The organism is Acidithiobacillus sp., from assembly GCF_023256195.1.
Taxonomy (GTDB): Bacteria; Pseudomonadota; Gammaproteobacteria; order Acidithiobacillales; family Acidithiobacillaceae; genus Acidithiobacillus_A.
Genome location: NZ_JAGDWX010000018.1, coordinates 22,993 through 37,713, shown reverse-complemented (window position 1 = coordinate 37,713; position 14,721 = coordinate 22,993). Strand labels below are relative to the sequence as shown.

Genomic DNA, 14,721 nt, shown 5'->3' with positions numbered 1-14,721 from the left:
TGGGGCCCCCTCGATTCTGGCAAGCAAGGCACCAGTGTACGGGAGCGACAGTCTTTCGCCCACTGTAGTCATCTCGCTACGGCAGCGGAAGTCCTGTGTCCGGGAGCGTCTGGCCGGTCCATGACGATGGCGTGGCCGTGGGCGTCGGTATTCGTCTACAGAAAGACCGCTCCCGGGGGACCGATGGCTCGCGCCGCGGCCACTACTTACCGCGCTGGAGCAGGTTTTTTCTCGGCTGGCACGGACTCTGCTTAGGCAAACTGCATAAAATCAGAAAAATACCATGTTCTAATGAACCGACGGTGAAGGAGTCACGATGCAGATACTAGCTTTTTCCTCAGAGCGACCGCGCCACCAGTACCGTCAGGCCCTGTGGGATGGGGCGAGCCACGAGGCGCTGCTTCTGGATTTCACCAGCGCTGCTTTGGAGGCGGATCTGGACCAGCTGCTGGAACAGGACCCGGACATGCGGCCGCGCTATATCCTGGTCAGTCATAGCGACCCCGATCTCAACGAGGCCGCGGAACGCCTGGCTCTGCTCCTGCCCGATGCCCGCCTGCTCTTGCCCAGTGAGGGAAACTGGGACCAAAGCGCCATAGGGCCTCTGTTCCTGGGTCGGCAACCACTGCAGCTCATTCGTCTGGGCAATGGCCATTGGGGCGTCCACGCTCCGGGACACTGCCTGTGTACCGCCGTCTGGGACCGCCACGGTCGCTGGCGCGGAGACGAAGTGGGCTATCAGCGAGTCCGGCATCTGCCAGCCAGTACGCGCCTGTACAGCGCCGGACTGCCCGACAGCGGGCTCGCGGTGGCAAGCTGGCACGCCGCGCGTGGACAGGTGCTGACGCTGGCGCAGCAACGGAAGCACCGCGCCGCCTGAGCGCGTCTCAGGCTTTGTTGGCCTCATCCAGAAGCCGCTGGGCGGCCATGTGGATGCTGTCGTCCAGTTCGATCCCACCGAGCATACGGGCGACCTCGTCTCGTCGTCCCTGAGCATCGAGTACCCGCAGGCGACTGCGGGTTGCCCCATCCTCCACCACTTTCTCTACCAGGAGCTGGTGGTGTGCCTGGGCCGCCACCTGCGGCAGGTGCGTCACGCACAGCACCTGCTGCGCCTTACCCAGGCGGCGGAGCAGACGACCGATACGCTCGGCCACGGCGCCACCCACACCCACATCCACTTCGTCGAAGATCAAAGTGTCGACCTGCTCCGGCTCCGCCAGAATCACCTGCAGGGCGAGGCCGATGCGGGCGAGTTCACCGCCAGAGGCGACCCGGGCCAGTGCTTGCAGGGGATGTCCCGGATTGGCGCTGAAGTGCAGTTCCACCCGGTCCCAGCCTTTGCCTTGCCAAAGGCTGGAATCCTCAGGGTAGCTCTCAATCTCGACCTTCACCGTGGCGTGGGGCATGCCGAGCCCCTGGATTTCGGCGGCAATGGCCGCCGCCAGTTGCGGTGCCGCGGCGTGGCGCGCGCTGCTGACCCGCTGCGCTTGCTCGCGGTAGGAAGCCTCGCTCTGGTGCGCCGCTGCCTGCAGACGCCGCAGACGCTCCTCATCCTGCTCCCCGTCGCCTATTTCCGCGCGCAGCTCTTGCAGCAATGCCAGCAGTCCGGGCATATCCTTCTGGTGCTTGCGTTGCAGATCCTGCAGTACTTGCAGACGCTGGCCGATCTGTTCCAGACGCGCGGGATCCGCCTCCAGATCCTCGTGGTAGCTGCGTAGGAAGCGGCAGGCTTCCTGCACCTGGATTTCCGCACTGTCGATGAGCGCGGCGCTGTCGCCGAGCTGAGCATCCTTCTGGCAGGCTGCCAACAGAGCGTGCTGCGCCTCCCCCAGCAGACCCAGGGCACCGCCGTCGTCCTCCAGCGCCGCCAGGGCCGTCGCCACGGCTTCCCGAAGCTGTTCCACGGCCCCCAGGCGACGCGCCTCATCGCTCAGTGCTTCCCATTCACCGGCGCGCAGACCGACCCGCTCCAGTTCCTCCAGCACGAAGCGGCGCCACTCCCGCTCTGCCCCGCTGCGCTCGCGCTCGCTGCGGTACTGCTCGAGGGCATCCTGAGCAGCACGCCAGGCGCGTTGCCGACGCGCCAGCTCGTCCAACTCCTTGTCCAGGCGCGCGAAGCGATCCAGCAGGGCGCGCTGGCGCTCCGGTCGCAGCAGACCCTGCTGCGCGTTCTGGCCGAGCAGTTCCACCAGATACTCCCCTAGTTCACGAAGCTGGCTGCCCGCTACCTGACGACCGTTGACGAAGGCCCGACTGCGCCCCTGCCGGGGGATGAGTCGACGGACGATGCAGTCCTCGGTATCGTCGTCCAGACCCTGATCGCGCAGCCATTGGCGGGCCGGCGAAGCCTCCGCCAGGCTGAAGCCCGCGGCGATCTCCGCCTGCTCGGCGCCAAAACGCACCAGATCGGCGCTGGCTTTGTCGCCCAGGATCTGGGAGATGGCATCGACGACGATGGACTTGCCCGCGCCCGTCTCTCCCGTCAGCACCGTCATGCCTGCAGCAAGTTCCAACTCCAGGGACTCGATCAGGGCAAAATTACGGATCTCCAGGCGGGTCAGCATCGCTCCTCACCCGGCAGCTCGCCCCAGTGCAGCTTGCGCCGCAGAATACCGTAAAAATCGTGGTCCAGCGGGTGGATGAAGCGCGCCTCACAGGGAGAGCGGCGGACCCGCACCTCATCGCCTGCCTGCATGGGATAGGAATGGTGGCTGTCCAGGCTCAAGGCGGCGGGGTGGCGGGCAGCCAGCAGGGACAGGCGCAGTTCCAGTCGGTCGTCGATGGCGATGGGCCGTGCGCTCAGGGTGTGCGGGCAGATGGGCACCAGCAGCAAGGCCGGCAGTCCGGGGCTCAGGATCGGTCCTCCCGCCGACAGGGCATAGGCGGTGGAGCCCGTCGGTGTGGCGATGATCAGACCATCGGCACGCTCGGTGTAGAGGGGGCGATCGCCGAGCTGCACGCGCAGCTCCACCATGCTCTCACCACAGCCTTTGTGGACGAAGACCTCGTTCAGGGCAAGGCCGCTGACGACGCGGAGCTCATCGCGCCAGAGTTCGGCCACCAACATGCTGCGACGATCCTCCCGATAGGCGCCACGGAAGATGGCTGGTAAGGTCTCGTCGATGGTATCCAGGGGAATGTCCGCGAGAAAGCCGAGTCGCCCCTGGTTGACGCCCAGGACGGCAACCCCGCTGCCGGCGAGACGTCGGGCCGAGCTCAGCAAGGTGCCGTCGCCACCCAAGGAAATCACGAGATCGAGGTCAGGGTCGGGGTCGTCCAGGTTCAGCAAGGGCAGGCGCAGATCGTGCTGCAGTGCCGGCGCGCACTGGCTTTCTAGAAAAACCTCGGCACCCAGGCTGTGCAGCAGGGTTGCCAGGCGCGCGAGACCTGGTCCCGAACCCGAGTCTCGATACTTGCCGATGAGCAGGACGCGCGGAAAGATGGGTGCCATGCTGTTAGCGTACCTTGGGCCATGGCCGGCGCCAAGGGGCGGCTGTCGCCGCGACGGGGCGCCCCACCGTGCCGACCCGAGCGTCGCGGGCCTTGGAGGCGAAGGCCGCGGCGCGCTATCCTCAACCACGATCTTTACCTGGTGAGGAAAGCCTGTGACCGTCCGAATCGATTTTCCGATCCTCAATCGTCTGGGTCTCCACGCGCGCGCGTCGGCGCGCTTCGTCAGCATTGCCGCGCGTTTTCCCTGCCAGGTCTGGGTGGAGCGCGACGGTCAGCGAGTCAACGGCAAGAGCATCATGGGTCTGATGACTTTGGCAGCGGCCCAGGGCAGCACGCTGCAGCTGGAAACCTCCGGCGAGGCCGAGCAGGAGTGCGCCGATGCCCTGCTGGCGCTGACCATGGATCGATTCGGAGAGGGGGAGTGAGCTTCGAGATCAGCGGTATTCCTGCGGCCGCTGGCATCGCCATCGGTACGGCGGTGGTATTGGAGGCCGCCGCCCTGGATATTCCGGAGTATCTCGTGGAGCCAGAGGCGGCCGAGGGCGAGGCCCAAAGGCTGCGCCGGGCACTGGGCTTGGCTCGGGAGGAGTTGCTCCGTGTGCGAGAGGCCATTCCCGGCGACGCGCCACAGGATACCCGACTCTTCATCGACGCCCACCTGCTGATGCTGGATGATCCGGCCCTGCGCGATCGGCCCCTGCGTCTGGTGCTGGACGAGCACCGCAACGCCGCCTGGGCGCTGCATCATGAGCGGGAGCGTCTGCTCGAGATCTTCGAACGCATGGAAGACGCCTACCTACGTGCCAAGCGTGAAGATATCCTGCAGGTGACGGACAGGGTGCTGCGCCACCTCGTGGGTGTGCACGCGCCAGAGCTGCCGGTGGGGGATGAGCGCATCATCGTGGCGGCGGAAATGAGCCCCGCCGATACGGTGCTCCTCAAGCAGGGCAAGGTTCTGGCCTGGGTCACGGACTTTGGCGCGGCCACCTCGCACTCGGCCATCCTCGCACGCAGTCTCGGGCTGCCAGCCGTCGTCGGCACCCACATCGCCAGCCGGCTGCTGCGTACCGGGGACACCGTCGTCGTCGACGGCGAGCAGGGGACGGTCCTGGTGAACCCAGACCCGCTGTTGCTGGAACAGTATCGTGAGCTGCAGGCGCAGCGTCTGCGTCGCCTGCAACTGCTGGAAGAGCAGCGTGATCTGCCTCCCGTGACCCGCGATGGTCTGTCGCTGCACCTCTACGCCAATATCGAGCTGCCCGAGGATGTCGACTGGGTGTTGCGCAGCAACGCCGAGGGTGTGGGCCTCTTCCGCAGCGAATTCCTCTTCATGAACCGCGCCGACAGCCCCAGCGAGGAGGAGCAGTTCCAGGCCTTCAGTCAGGTTCTGAAGGCTCTCGGCGGGGCCCCCGTGACCATCCGTTCCGTGGATATCGGCGCCGACAAAGGTCTGCGCGATGACGAGTTCCGGGCGGCCCACGGCGTGCTCAATCCGGCTCTCGGCCTGCGTGGTCTGCGGCTCTGTCTGCGTCGCCCAGAGTGGTTTCGACCGCACCTGCGGGCCATCCTGCGAGCCTCGGCTCTGGGGCGCGTGCGGCTGATGTTGCCCATGGTCAGCTCCCTCGTGGAACTGCGGCAGACGCGGGCCCTGCTCGCCCAGATTCAGGAGGAATTGCGGCGGGAGGGACACCCCTTCGATCCGCATCTGCCCGTGGGCATCATGGTGGAAGTACCGGCGGTAGCCATGGCAGCCCACAGCTTTACCCGCGATGCCGATTTCTTCTCCATCGGCACCAACGACCTCATCCAGTATGCCTTGGCGGTAGACCGGGGCGACGACGACGTCAACGTCCTCTTCGACCCGCTGCACGTCGGGGTGCTGGCCATGATCCAGCATACCATCGCGGCTGGGCAGACCGCCGGGATACCCGTGGCTATGTGCGGCGAGATGGCTGCCAATCCGGCCCTCACCCCGCTGCTCATTGGTCTGGGTCTGCGCGAATTCAGCATGTTCCCGGGGGCGGTTCCCGAGGTGAAGGCGCAGATCCGCCAGACCTCCGCCGCTGAGGCGCGCGTGCTCGCGCTGCGTATTCTGGCAGGAGAAGATCTTGGCGCGAGCCCGGGGCAATCCGAGGATCTTTGAAGGCCGGGGGCTGCTGCCGATCCTCGCCCTTGGTCTCTTGCTGGCGCTACTGCTTTTCTGGCTGGCGCAGGGGCCTCGCTACCTCGTCGCCCAGGCCCTGAGTGCCGGTGTAGGTCAGAGGGTTCGCCTGGCTGCCAACCCCGGCTTTTTTCTGGACCAGGGCGACCTCGGCATCGTGCTGCGCGGTCTGGTCATCGGACCCTCGCCGGACCCCTTGCTACGGGTGCCCCGATTGCAGACGGAGCTTTCCCTGGCCGAGCTCCTGCGGGGACATCTGCGTCTGCGTCGGGTGTCCGCCGATGCCCCCAGGATCCGGGGTCCCTGGCCGGGCAGTGGCGCCGGCGCCAGCCTGCCGCCACTGCCGCGGGAGCTGCTGCTGCGTGGTGCGACTCTCCAGTGGACGCAGGCAGGGCGAACGCTGCACCTGAGGCATCTGGATCTACGCTGGCAGCAGGGTCGGCTGGATGCGCGCGGGCGCTGGTCCATGCCCGGCGCGGCGGGCGATTTGACTCTACAAGGGCGTCTGCCGACATCGGCCGGCCCACAGATGGGCGAGCTGCAACTGGCGATCCGCAGCAGCCGCGGCAATGATCGCCTCCACCTCAGACTGCAGGGGCTGCAGCGCGACGGCGCCAATCTTGCTCTTGCACGGCTCGAGGGCGAAGGCCACTGGCGCCGTCGGGACTTTTTTCTGAATATGGATGGGCTCACCTGGCAGGCGCAGAGCGCCCGATTTTCCTGTGTGCGCGCACAGGTACAGACCAGCGGTGCCGCCCTTGGACTGCGCGACTTTCGCTTCGATTTGCGGCCATCCCAGTCCTTCGAGACTCGCTTGCAGATGCACATAGCAAAGCCGCAGGCGATCGCTCAGGAGTTCGGTATCCACACTCCACACTTTGCGGCGGCGGCGCGCACTGCCCTGGATCCCCTGCAACTGGAGGGCGAGTTGAGCGGGCGTTGGCCAGCCGACTGGTCCATGAGCGCTGTGGAGGGGCGCCTGGGGACAACCCATTTTCGCGGCCGGCTGCAGCTGCGGCTGCATCCCCTGCGGCTCGACCTCGCTCTGAGCATCCCCTCCCTCGACCTTGACCCTTACCTCCCCCGGTCGTCGCCCCGCACCACCCCCAGCCCTTTGCCAGTATTGCCTACGCAGTGGCCGGTGCAGGGTCGGGTCACCATCGGGCGGCTGCACTGGCAAGGCTACACGGCGCGGGGCGTGGTGATGGAGATCCGGCCCTGAGGCGCCGACAGCAATCTCCAGAGGCCGGCACCTTGGCGTTGGCAGAGGAGCGGCTCGGGCTCGCGCAGCTGCTGCTGCCCTGGTATCGCGACCATGGCCGGCACGAGCTGCCGTGGCGACAGACCCGGGACGACTATGCCCTGTGGCTGGCCGAGGTCCTCCTGCAGCAGACCCAGGTGCGCACTGCCTTGCCTTATTATGGGCGTTTCCTCAGCGCCTTTCCGAGCTGGCAGGATCTGGCCAGTGCGCCGCTGGATGCCGTCCTGGCCCAGTGGAGTGGGCTCGGATACTACGCTCGGGCACGCAACGCGCACCGCGCGGCGCAGATGGTGGTGCAGGAGCACGGTGGCCGATTTCCGCCGACCATGGCCGCTGCCATGGCGCTGCCTGGTGTCGGGCGCAGCACCGCGGCAGCGGTCCTGGCGAGTGCCTATGGCCAGGATCAGGCCATTCTCGATGCCAATGCCCGGAGAGTGCTGTTCCGTGCCGCGGGGCTCGTCGGCGAACCCCGCAGTAGTACCAACGACCGGAAGCTGTGGCGTATCGCCGAGGCGGAGACGCCCGCCGGCGCCGCCCACGACTACAACCAGGCGATTCAGGATCTGGGTGCCGTCCTCTGCCGTGCCGCCCGGCCCGATTGTCCAAACTGCCCGGTGCAAAGCCGATGTCGTGCTGCCGCCCTGCCCAAGCGCCGGGAACTGCCCAGGGAGGGTGACCGCAGTGCGCGTCCGCGGCGCTACGCCACCCTGCTGCTCGCGCGGGACGACGGCGGGCGCGTACTGCTGCAGCGACGGCCCGAGCGCGGCATCTGGGGTGGGCTATGGTCCCTACCCAGCTTGGACGATGAGCAGATTCTCGTGGATAGTAGTCTGCGCGCGCAGGTTCTGGAGCGCTACGCCGCTGCCGTGGGCCTCGTCTTGCACGAGCAGTCCCTGGGTCCGGTGCAGCGCCACACCTTCAGCCATTTTTCGCTGGAATACGCCGTGCTCCACGCAAGCTTGCGCGTCCAGGCGGTGGCCGACAAGGGTTCTCCGCTGCTCTGCTGGGATCTTGCCGCCGCCCTCCAGCTCGGTCTGCCAAGTCCCATCCGACGGCTGCTAGAGCAGCTGGATTGAGCTACACTGCGCAACCGTATTCTGCTTTCGTGAACGACAGGAGTGCTGGCATGACCCGTATGGTGCATTGTGTGAAACTGGGGCGTGAGGCAGAAGGTCTCGATCGTCCCCCCTATCCTGGCCCCCTGGGGGCGCGCATCTATCAGGAAGTTTCCAAGGAGGCCTGGGCCGACTGGCTCAAGCATCAGACCATGCTCATCAACGAGTATCGGCTCTCTCCCATCGATCCCAAGTCTCGCAGTTTTCTGGAGAAGCAGATGGAGGCCTACTTTTTTGGAGAAGGCGCCCAGGCCCCTGAGGGCTACGTTCCGCCCAAGGAATGAACTGTTCCTCTTTCCCGACAAAGGCGATGCAGCAACGACGCGGATTTGCACGGATCGCCGCGGTGCGCGTCGCCGGAAGGTGACGCATGCACAGCTCGGTGCTGGATCGCAGCAGCTCCGGGTGAAAAGTCTATCAATAAATGCATCTATATGACTGTCATTACTATTTTGATGGATGGGGGAGCGAACTCCAAGCGCGTCTGGTGAGGCTGCGGGAGCGCGTCCAAAGGCTTCGACGCAGAACCCAGTACAAAAAACCGACGCCGCCGCCGTTCCTGGGGCCACAGAAATCCCGCAACACTCTGAATAAAAAGCGATAAAGCGTGCTGGCATGGCTTGTGCATTGGTACCTGCGCCGCCCATGCGGCCCGCATCTGCGGTGGATCATCACCTATCTGGAGAGCTTTTTTATGAAGAAGATCATTGCGTTGAGCGTCGCCCTGTCTTTCCTCACCGCCAGCAGCGCTTTCGCTGCCGAGGCTGCCGCCCCCGCCGCTGAGCAGGGTTCTGAGATGGCTGCCCCCCACAAGGCTCCGGAGAAGAAGATGGAGCACAAGGCCTACCATCACCACAAGAACACCCATCACAAGAAGGCGATGGAGAAGAAGGAAGAGGCCAAGGAAGCCGCTCCTGCGGAGTAAGTTACCGCATCGTCAGCCCCCTCTGGGGGCTGCGCCGAAGGCCTGGATCCCATTGGTTCCGGGCCTTTTTTCTGGACGCAGCCCAGCGGCCAGGATATCGATTCGGTCCGGCCACGGCGGTCCCGAAAAAAAGACACCCCGCTAGGAAAGCGGGGTGTGTGGCCTCACGCAAGACGACCCGCACGGGGCCGTCGAACCACCGGCTCAGGCGGGCGACTTCATGGATTTCAGGAAGATACTGGCAAAGCGCACCACGTAGCGCAGCACGTACTGGGTATCCTTGGCGAAAAAGATCTTGATCAGACCAAAGATACCGCCGCCGCGATTGCTTTCGTCCTTCATCTCCTGCTGCGTCTGAGCCAGGGCCTTGGCGGCCTTGTCGACGCCGCTGGCAAAGGCCTGATCCGAGGGCATGAGGGGTACGACCTGTGCCATGACGAGATTGACCTTGTGTAGGAGGCCGGCCTTCTGCAGGTTGCCGAGCAGGGCGAAGAGCTCGGGCAACATATCCAGCAGCTTGGCGTCGTGCAGGCCCTGCACGATTTCCCGCACGCGGCTGGCGATGGATTCGGCGTCGCCTTTGAGAGCCTTGCCACCCAACTGCGCGATCTCGAGCCAGATGGTCGCACCCTGAGCGATGTTCCCGCCGATGCGCTGGATGGTACCGTCCCGCCACATCTCCCCCAGGAAGTCGGCCGCGGTGCCGAAGGCGATATTGAGATCACCCTCCGTCGAGAAGATGTTTTTGAGGTGGATACCCTGGGCCTCCAGGGACTGGGCGGCCGCCGCCATGGACTGGCTGAGCGTCTCGGCCATGACCAAAAGACCGTCCACCCGATCGGCGAGGCTCTCGGAATTGCCCTGTGCCAGGGCCTTGGCGCGCTGCGCGATCTTCAGCCACTTCTCGGCTTCACTGGCCAGCTCATCCAGTTTATCGGGTAGCTGCATCTCGCTGACCATGTCCTTCACCACATTCAGGCCATCCTTGCCCGCCTGCAGGAAGAAGCGCAGGTTTTCCCCATAGCCGGCGAGGTGCTCGATCTGGTCCAGCAAGCCTTCCACGCGGGCGGCCAGATCCGGGGCATCGCCCTGGGCGAGGGCCTTGACCCGCAGAGCGATGCCCAGCCAGCGCCGCCCGCCGCTGCCGATGGTGGCCAGAGCGCCACTCATATCTGCCGACTTCAGCAGCTCCGGAGCCGTATCCGTCAGGGTACCGATAGCCACGCTCATCTGTCCGGCGAGAATCTCGCCCATGTTGAGAATACCGTCCAGACGGTCGTGCAGGCTGGGGGCATCGCCCTGGATGAGGCGCTGCGCACGCTTGGCCAGCTGCAGCCACTGATCCGCCATTTCCTGAATCTCGTCGAGACGGTCGGGGAGGTCCAGCTGGCTGACGACGTTGCCGATCACGCCGACGCCTTCTCTGGCGCTATTGGCCCAGTACTGCAGATTGGCCGCCGCGGCGCGCAACTTCTGCACCATGTCCTCCGGGGAGTCGCCGATGAGCGGGCAACGCAGTTCGCCACTCAGGGCCGCCAGGGACGCGAAGAAGCCGGATTTCTGGAGGTTGTTGAGGATGGTGATGAGCTCGCCGAGGGTCTTGTCCAACTGTGCTTCCTTGACCTCGGAGAGCAGGGCCTTGAGACGTTCCGTGCCGCCCTCGACGGTGAGCATGCCCTGCAGGCTTTCCACCGTTTCGCGCAGGGCGTCCAGCTGCGGCTGGTATTTGGCGAGGAGCTTTTCGGTGTCGATGGCGTTGGGCAACTCGGCGAGCACGTCGCGAAGCATCTGCAGGAGACTCTGTATTTGCAGAGCAGCATCTCCGACCTTGCCCAAACCCTCCCACTGTTTGGGCGTCAGAGGAGTAACGGTGTTGTCCGAGGATGCGACTGCATTTGCGTTGGCCATGACGTGCTATTCTCCCGCTAAAATATGGCTGTACCAGGCTAGTTCTGGTGGAATGGAGCTCTACTCAAAGTTTTCCTTATTTACCACAAAAAACACGGCGTTCCCAGTCCGACACCGCTCTGGCCTCGCTGTGGCACGGTACGCCAGGTGGGCGGGCGGGTGCATGGGCCGTATCATCGCGCAACCTTGGCCGGAGGTCTTGCAAACATGCTTTATGGCAGCAAACGAGAGACTTATCGACAGGTGTTCATCGATCAATGGCAGCGCTATCGTCAGGGGCTGCCGCCGGATGGCATCGGTCAGCGCATCGTTGCGGTGATCCTCGAGCATCCGGAATACCATGGGCTCCTGGAGCACCCGGACCAGGCCCTCGCCGCCGATTTCTCACCGGTCCAGGGCGAAACCAATCCCTTTGCCCACATGGGTCTGCACGTAGCCCTCCTGGAGTTGTTGGCAAACGGGCAGCCGGCAGGTATCGTCGAGGCTTTCGCCAGACTCACCGCACGCTTGGACCGGCATGCCGCGGAGCATGCCTTCGTCGAGTGTCTGGGGGAGTTGATCTGGCAGGGCCAGCGGGTAGGCCGCGAACCGGATCTTCAGGAACTGCTCCCCTGTGTGCGGCGCCTGCACCCGGATGATGGAACCGGAAAACGCCGCTTCGGGAGGGACCCCGACGACGGACTTTGAGGAGGTAGACGATGCATAAGCGGGCAGGGCAGACAGGTGCCGAACAGGTGCATTGGCGGCTGGAAGATCTCTACTCCGGACCGGCCGACCCGCGCCTGGAGGAGGACATGGCCTGGGCCGAGGAGGCCGCGATGGCTTTCGCCGAGACCTATCGGGAAGCCTTACCCAGCCTCGGTGCCGCGCAACTGGCCGAGGCCCTTGACCGCCTGCAGGAGATCCGCCAGCGCCTGGCCCGGGTCGGCAGCTATCGCTACCTGAGCTATGTCACGCACGCCGACGAGGCGAGCTACGGTGCCGCCCTGCAGGCCTATGAGGAGCGCGCCACGCAGATCGGCAATGCCCTGATCTTTTTCGATATCGCTTGGGCACGCCTGGATGAGACCCGAGCCCATGAACTCATGGCGGCGACGGAGCTGGCGTCCTGGCGTCACCTGCTCCATCACTGGCGCGCCTATGGCGAGCATCTTCTCAGCGAGCCCGAGGAGCGGCTCTTGGCGGAGAAACGGGTGACCGGGGCTGGCCTATGGGCGCGCCTCTTCGATGAGACCCTGACGGAGATGCGCTTTTCCCTGCGCGGCAAGAGCCTGAGTGAGCAGGAGATCCTGAGCAAGCTCTCGGATCCGGACCGGGCCTTGCGCCACGATGCGGCGGAGGCTCTCAGTCGCGGGCTGGAGGGGCGACTGCACACGCTCACCACCTGCTTCAATGCCATTCTCGCGGACAAGGCCCTGGACGATCGTCTGCGCCGCTATCCCCACTGGCTGGCAGAGCGCAATCTCGCCAACGAGATCGACGACGCTACGGTGGCGAGTCTCGAGACTGCCGTGGTGGCGCGCTACCCCCTGGTCGCCCGTTACTATCGGCTCAAGGCGCAGCTACTCGGTATCGACCGACTCATGGACTACGATCGCTACGCCCCCCTGCCGGGCAAGTCCCGCACCCACGACTGGCAGGACTGCCGCCGCATCGTGCTGGCGGCGGTCGCGGACTTCTCGCCGGAAATGGCCGCCATCGGTCAACGCTTCTTTGACGAGGAGTGGATCGACGCGGCCCTGGCCCCGGGCAAGCGGGGCGGCGCCTTCGCCCACCCCGTCACGCCCGACGTGCACCCCTATCTCATGGTCAACTATACGGGCCAGACCCGCGACGTGATGACCGTGGCCCACGAGCTCGGACACGGTATCCATCAGTATCTGGCGCGGGAGCAGGGTTTCCTCAACGCCGACACCCCCCTGACCACGGCAGAGACCGCATCGGTCTTCGGGGAGATGCTCACTTTCGAGCAGCTTCTGCGGGAAGAGAGCGATCCACGCGGGCGCCTGGCGCTCCTTTGCGGCAAGATCGAAGATACCTTCGCCACGGTCTTTCGGCAGATGGCGATGCATCGCTTCGAGGGGCAAATGCACGAGGCGCGCCGGCGGGAGGGCGAACTGAGTCGCGAGCGGCTGGCGCAGCTCTGGCTTGCCACCCAGACCGAGCAGTTCGGTGATTCGGTCCACTTCAGCCCCGGCTACCGCTGGTGGTGGAGCTACATACCGCACTTCATCGGCTCGCCGGGCTACGTGTATGCCTACGCCTTCGGCGAACTCCTGACCCTGGCGCTCATCCAGCGTTATCGCGCCGAGGGTAAGGCCTTCGTCCCGCGCTACATCGAGATGCTGCGGCTGGGCGGTTCCCGCAGTCCGGTGGAGGTGGTTGGGGTGACGGGTGTCGATCTCACGGATCCGAACATCTGGTCCAGCGCCCTGGATTACCTGGAAAGTCTGGTGGTGCAGGCCGAGTCCCTGGCGCAGGAGTGCGGCGATGTCTGAGGCCTGGCGCGACGAGCGGGACAGCCTGGGGGTGGTACGGGTGGCGGCGGACGCCCTCTGGGGCGCGCAGACCCAGCGTTCGCTGGAGCATTTTGCCATTGGCACCGAGACCATGCCGCTGGAGCTGATCCACGCCCTGGCGCAGATCAAGGGGGCAGCGGCCCTGGTCAATGCTGAGCTTGGTCTGCTCCCCGCCGAGCTGGCCGCCGCCATTGCCGAGGCGGCAGCGGAGGTGGCGGCGGGGCGCTGGGATGCCCATTTCCCCCTGCGCGTCTGGCAGACGGGCAGCGGCACCCAGAGCAACATGAACGTCAATGAGGTCATTGCCAATCTCGTCAACGAGCGCCTGGGATCGACACGGGGCAGCAAGTGTCCGGTGCACCCCAACGACCACGTCAACCTGGGGCAGTCCTCCAACGATGTCTTTCCGACGGCCATGCACCTGGCGGTGCTGCAGCAGGTGCACGAACACTTCCTGCCGCGCCTCGCCGCCACGCGCGCGCGATTTTGCCGAGATCCTCAAGATCGGCCGCACCCACCTCATGGACGCTGTACCTTTGAGCCTGGGGCAGGAGTTTTCCGGCTATGCCGATCAACTGCGTCAGGGCGAGGACGCCCTGCGGGCAAGCCTTTCGGGGCTCGGCGCGGTGGCCCTGGGGGGGACGGCGGTGGGTACGGGGCTCAATACCCACCCGGACTTTGCCCGACGGGTCTGCGCTCGGCTCGCCGATGCCACCGGTATGCCCCTGCATCCGGCGGAAAATCCCTTTGCGGCGCTGGCGGGGCATGAGGCGCTGACGACCTTGAGCGCTGCCCTGCGTACTCTCGCCATGTCGGCCATGAAGATAGCCAACGACATCCGCTGGATGGGCTCGGGACCGCGGGCTGGTCTGGGCGAGCTGGCGCTACCGGAAAACGAGCCGGGCTCTTCCATCATGCCGGGCAAGGTGAACCCCACCCAGGCCGAAGCACTGACCATGGTCTGCGTGCAGGTCTTCGGCAACGATGCGGCGGTGGCCTTTGCCGCCTCCCAGGGGCAGTTCGAACTGAATGTCTTCAAGCCGGTCATAGCCAAGAACGTGCTCGACTCCCTGCGGCTTCTGGGTGACGCTCTCGATTCCTTCGGCCGTCACTGTCTGGATGGCCTGCAGCCGCGGCGCGAGGTCCTGGGCCGGCACCTGCACCGTTCCCTCATGCTGGTCACGGCTCTGGCGCCGCGCCTCGGTTACGAGAAAGCGGCGATGGTCGCGCAGTACGCCCACCGGCACGACCTCGATCTGCTGAGCGCGGTGCTTGCCCTGGGCTACCTGGAGCGCGAGGAGGCGGAGCGGCTGCTGCAGCCCGAGCAGATGCTGGGGCCGGCTGCGCCACAGACCGCGCCATAGAGATAGTCGCCA

General features: G+C 65.5%; 12 protein-coding genes and 1 pseudogene. 10 read left to right on the top strand and 3 right to left on the bottom strand.

Annotated elements, in window-relative coordinates:
* Positions 1-316 precede the first annotated feature (316 nt).
* Complete coding sequence (locus tag Q0C23_RS03705) at positions 317-880, top strand: hypothetical protein (protein WP_291511032.1); 564 nt, start codon at positions 317-319, stop codon at positions 878-880.
* A gap of 7 nt (positions 881-887) precedes the next feature.
* Here Q0C23_RS03705 and recN read toward each other — a convergent pair whose 3' ends face one another.
* Positions 888-2,567: a DNA repair protein RecN gene (recN, locus tag Q0C23_RS03700; RefSeq protein WP_291511031.1), complete on the bottom strand. Its 1,680-nt coding sequence runs from the start codon at positions 2,565-2,567 to the stop codon at positions 888-890.
* Positions 2,561-3,454: an NAD(+)/NADH kinase gene (locus tag Q0C23_RS03695; RefSeq protein ID WP_291511030.1), complete on the bottom strand. Its 894-nt coding sequence runs from the start codon at positions 3,452-3,454 to the stop codon at positions 2,561-2,563. Before Q0C23_RS03695 ends, recN begins: the two co-directional genes overlap by 7 nt.
* Before the next feature lie 154 nt (positions 3,455-3,608).
* Here Q0C23_RS03695 and Q0C23_RS03690 point away from each other — a divergent pair, with 154 nt between their 5' ends.
* From Q0C23_RS03690 to Q0C23_RS03665, 6 genes are all read left to right on the top strand, one after another.
* Entirely contained in the window at positions 3,609-3,881 is a 273-nt protein-coding gene (locus Q0C23_RS03690; RefSeq protein WP_291511029.1) for an HPr family phosphocarrier protein, read from the top strand.
* Positions 3,878-5,599, top strand: a complete 1,722-nt coding sequence (gene ptsP / locus Q0C23_RS03685; protein ID WP_291511028.1) for a phosphoenolpyruvate--protein phosphotransferase — start codon at positions 3,878-3,880, stop codon at positions 5,597-5,599. The genes Q0C23_RS03690 and ptsP overlap by 4 nt, the downstream gene beginning before the upstream one ends.
* Positions 5,565-6,839, top strand: coding sequence for a hypothetical protein (locus Q0C23_RS03680; RefSeq protein WP_291511027.1), 1,275 nt, complete (start codon positions 5,565-5,567; stop codon positions 6,837-6,839). The genes ptsP and Q0C23_RS03680 overlap by 35 nt, the downstream gene beginning before the upstream one ends.
* Before the next feature lie 32 nt (positions 6,840-6,871).
* Positions 6,872-7,954 (top strand): A/G-specific adenine glycosylase, encoded by a 1,083-nt coding sequence (mutY, locus tag Q0C23_RS03675; RefSeq protein ID WP_291511026.1) that lies wholly within the window; start codon positions 6,872-6,874, stop codon positions 7,952-7,954.
* Between the two features lie 50 nt (positions 7,955-8,004).
* Complete coding sequence (locus Q0C23_RS03670) at positions 8,005-8,277, top strand: oxidative damage protection protein (RefSeq protein ID WP_291511025.1); 273 nt, start codon at positions 8,005-8,007, stop codon at positions 8,275-8,277.
* Between the two features lie 410 nt (positions 8,278-8,687).
* Positions 8,688-8,918: a hypothetical protein gene (locus Q0C23_RS03665; protein ID WP_291511024.1), complete on the top strand. Its 231-nt coding sequence runs from the start codon at positions 8,688-8,690 to the stop codon at positions 8,916-8,918.
* Between the two features lie 204 nt (positions 8,919-9,122).
* Here the strand turns inward: Q0C23_RS03665 and Q0C23_RS03660 are convergent, their stop codons facing one another.
* Positions 9,123-10,826 carry a hypothetical protein gene (locus Q0C23_RS03660; protein ID WP_291511023.1) on the bottom strand — a complete coding sequence of 568 codons (1,704 nt, stop codon included), beginning with the start codon at positions 10,824-10,826 and terminating at the stop codon, positions 9,123-9,125.
* 207 nt (positions 10,827-11,033) lie between these two features.
* Between Q0C23_RS03660 and Q0C23_RS03655 the strand changes: the two genes are divergently transcribed.
* The 3 genes and pseudogenes from Q0C23_RS03655 (at position 11,034) to Q0C23_RS09850 (ending at position 14,709) form a co-directional block, all read left to right on the top strand.
* Entirely contained in the window at positions 11,034-11,513 is a 480-nt protein-coding gene (locus Q0C23_RS03655; protein WP_291511022.1) for a DUF1841 family protein, read from the top strand.
* A gap of 11 nt (positions 11,514-11,524) precedes the next feature.
* Positions 11,525-13,324 (top strand): M3 family oligoendopeptidase, encoded by a 1,800-nt coding sequence (locus tag Q0C23_RS03650; protein ID WP_291511021.1) that lies wholly within the window; start codon positions 11,525-11,527, stop codon positions 13,322-13,324.
* Positions 13,317-14,709: pseudogene (locus Q0C23_RS09850) on the top strand (class II fumarate hydratase). Before Q0C23_RS03650 ends, Q0C23_RS09850 begins: the two are co-directional and overlap by 8 nt.
* Positions 14,710-14,721 lie beyond the last annotated feature (12 nt).

What these genes read in the sequence shown, in the direction of transcription:
- Q0C23_RS03705 (WP_291511032.1), top strand. Translation starts at nt 317, where the DNA reads ATGCAGATACTAGCTTTTTCCTCAGAGCGACCGCGCCACCAGTACCGT.
- recN (WP_291511031.1), bottom strand. Translation starts at nt 2,567, where the DNA reads ATGCTGACCCGCCTGGAGATCCGTAATTTTGCCCTGATCGAGTCCCTG.
- Q0C23_RS03695 (WP_291511030.1), bottom strand. Translation starts at nt 3,454, where the DNA reads ATGGCACCCATCTTTCCGCGCGTCCTGCTCATCGGCAAGTATCGAGAC.
- Q0C23_RS03670 (WP_291511025.1), top strand. Translation starts at nt 8,005, where the DNA reads ATGACCCGTATGGTGCATTGTGTGAAACTGGGGCGTGAGGCAGAAGGT.
- Q0C23_RS03665 (WP_291511024.1), top strand. Translation starts at nt 8,688, where the DNA reads ATGAAGAAGATCATTGCGTTGAGCGTCGCCCTGTCTTTCCTCACCGCC.
- Q0C23_RS03660 (WP_291511023.1), bottom strand. Translation starts at nt 10,826, where the DNA reads ATGGCCAACGCAAATGCAGTCGCATCCTCGGACAACACCGTTACTCCT.
- Q0C23_RS03655 (WP_291511022.1), top strand. Translation starts at nt 11,034, where the DNA reads ATGCTTTATGGCAGCAAACGAGAGACTTATCGACAGGTGTTCATCGAT.
- Q0C23_RS03650 (WP_291511021.1), top strand. Translation starts at nt 11,525, where the DNA reads ATGCATAAGCGGGCAGGGCAGACAGGTGCCGAACAGGTGCATTGGCGG.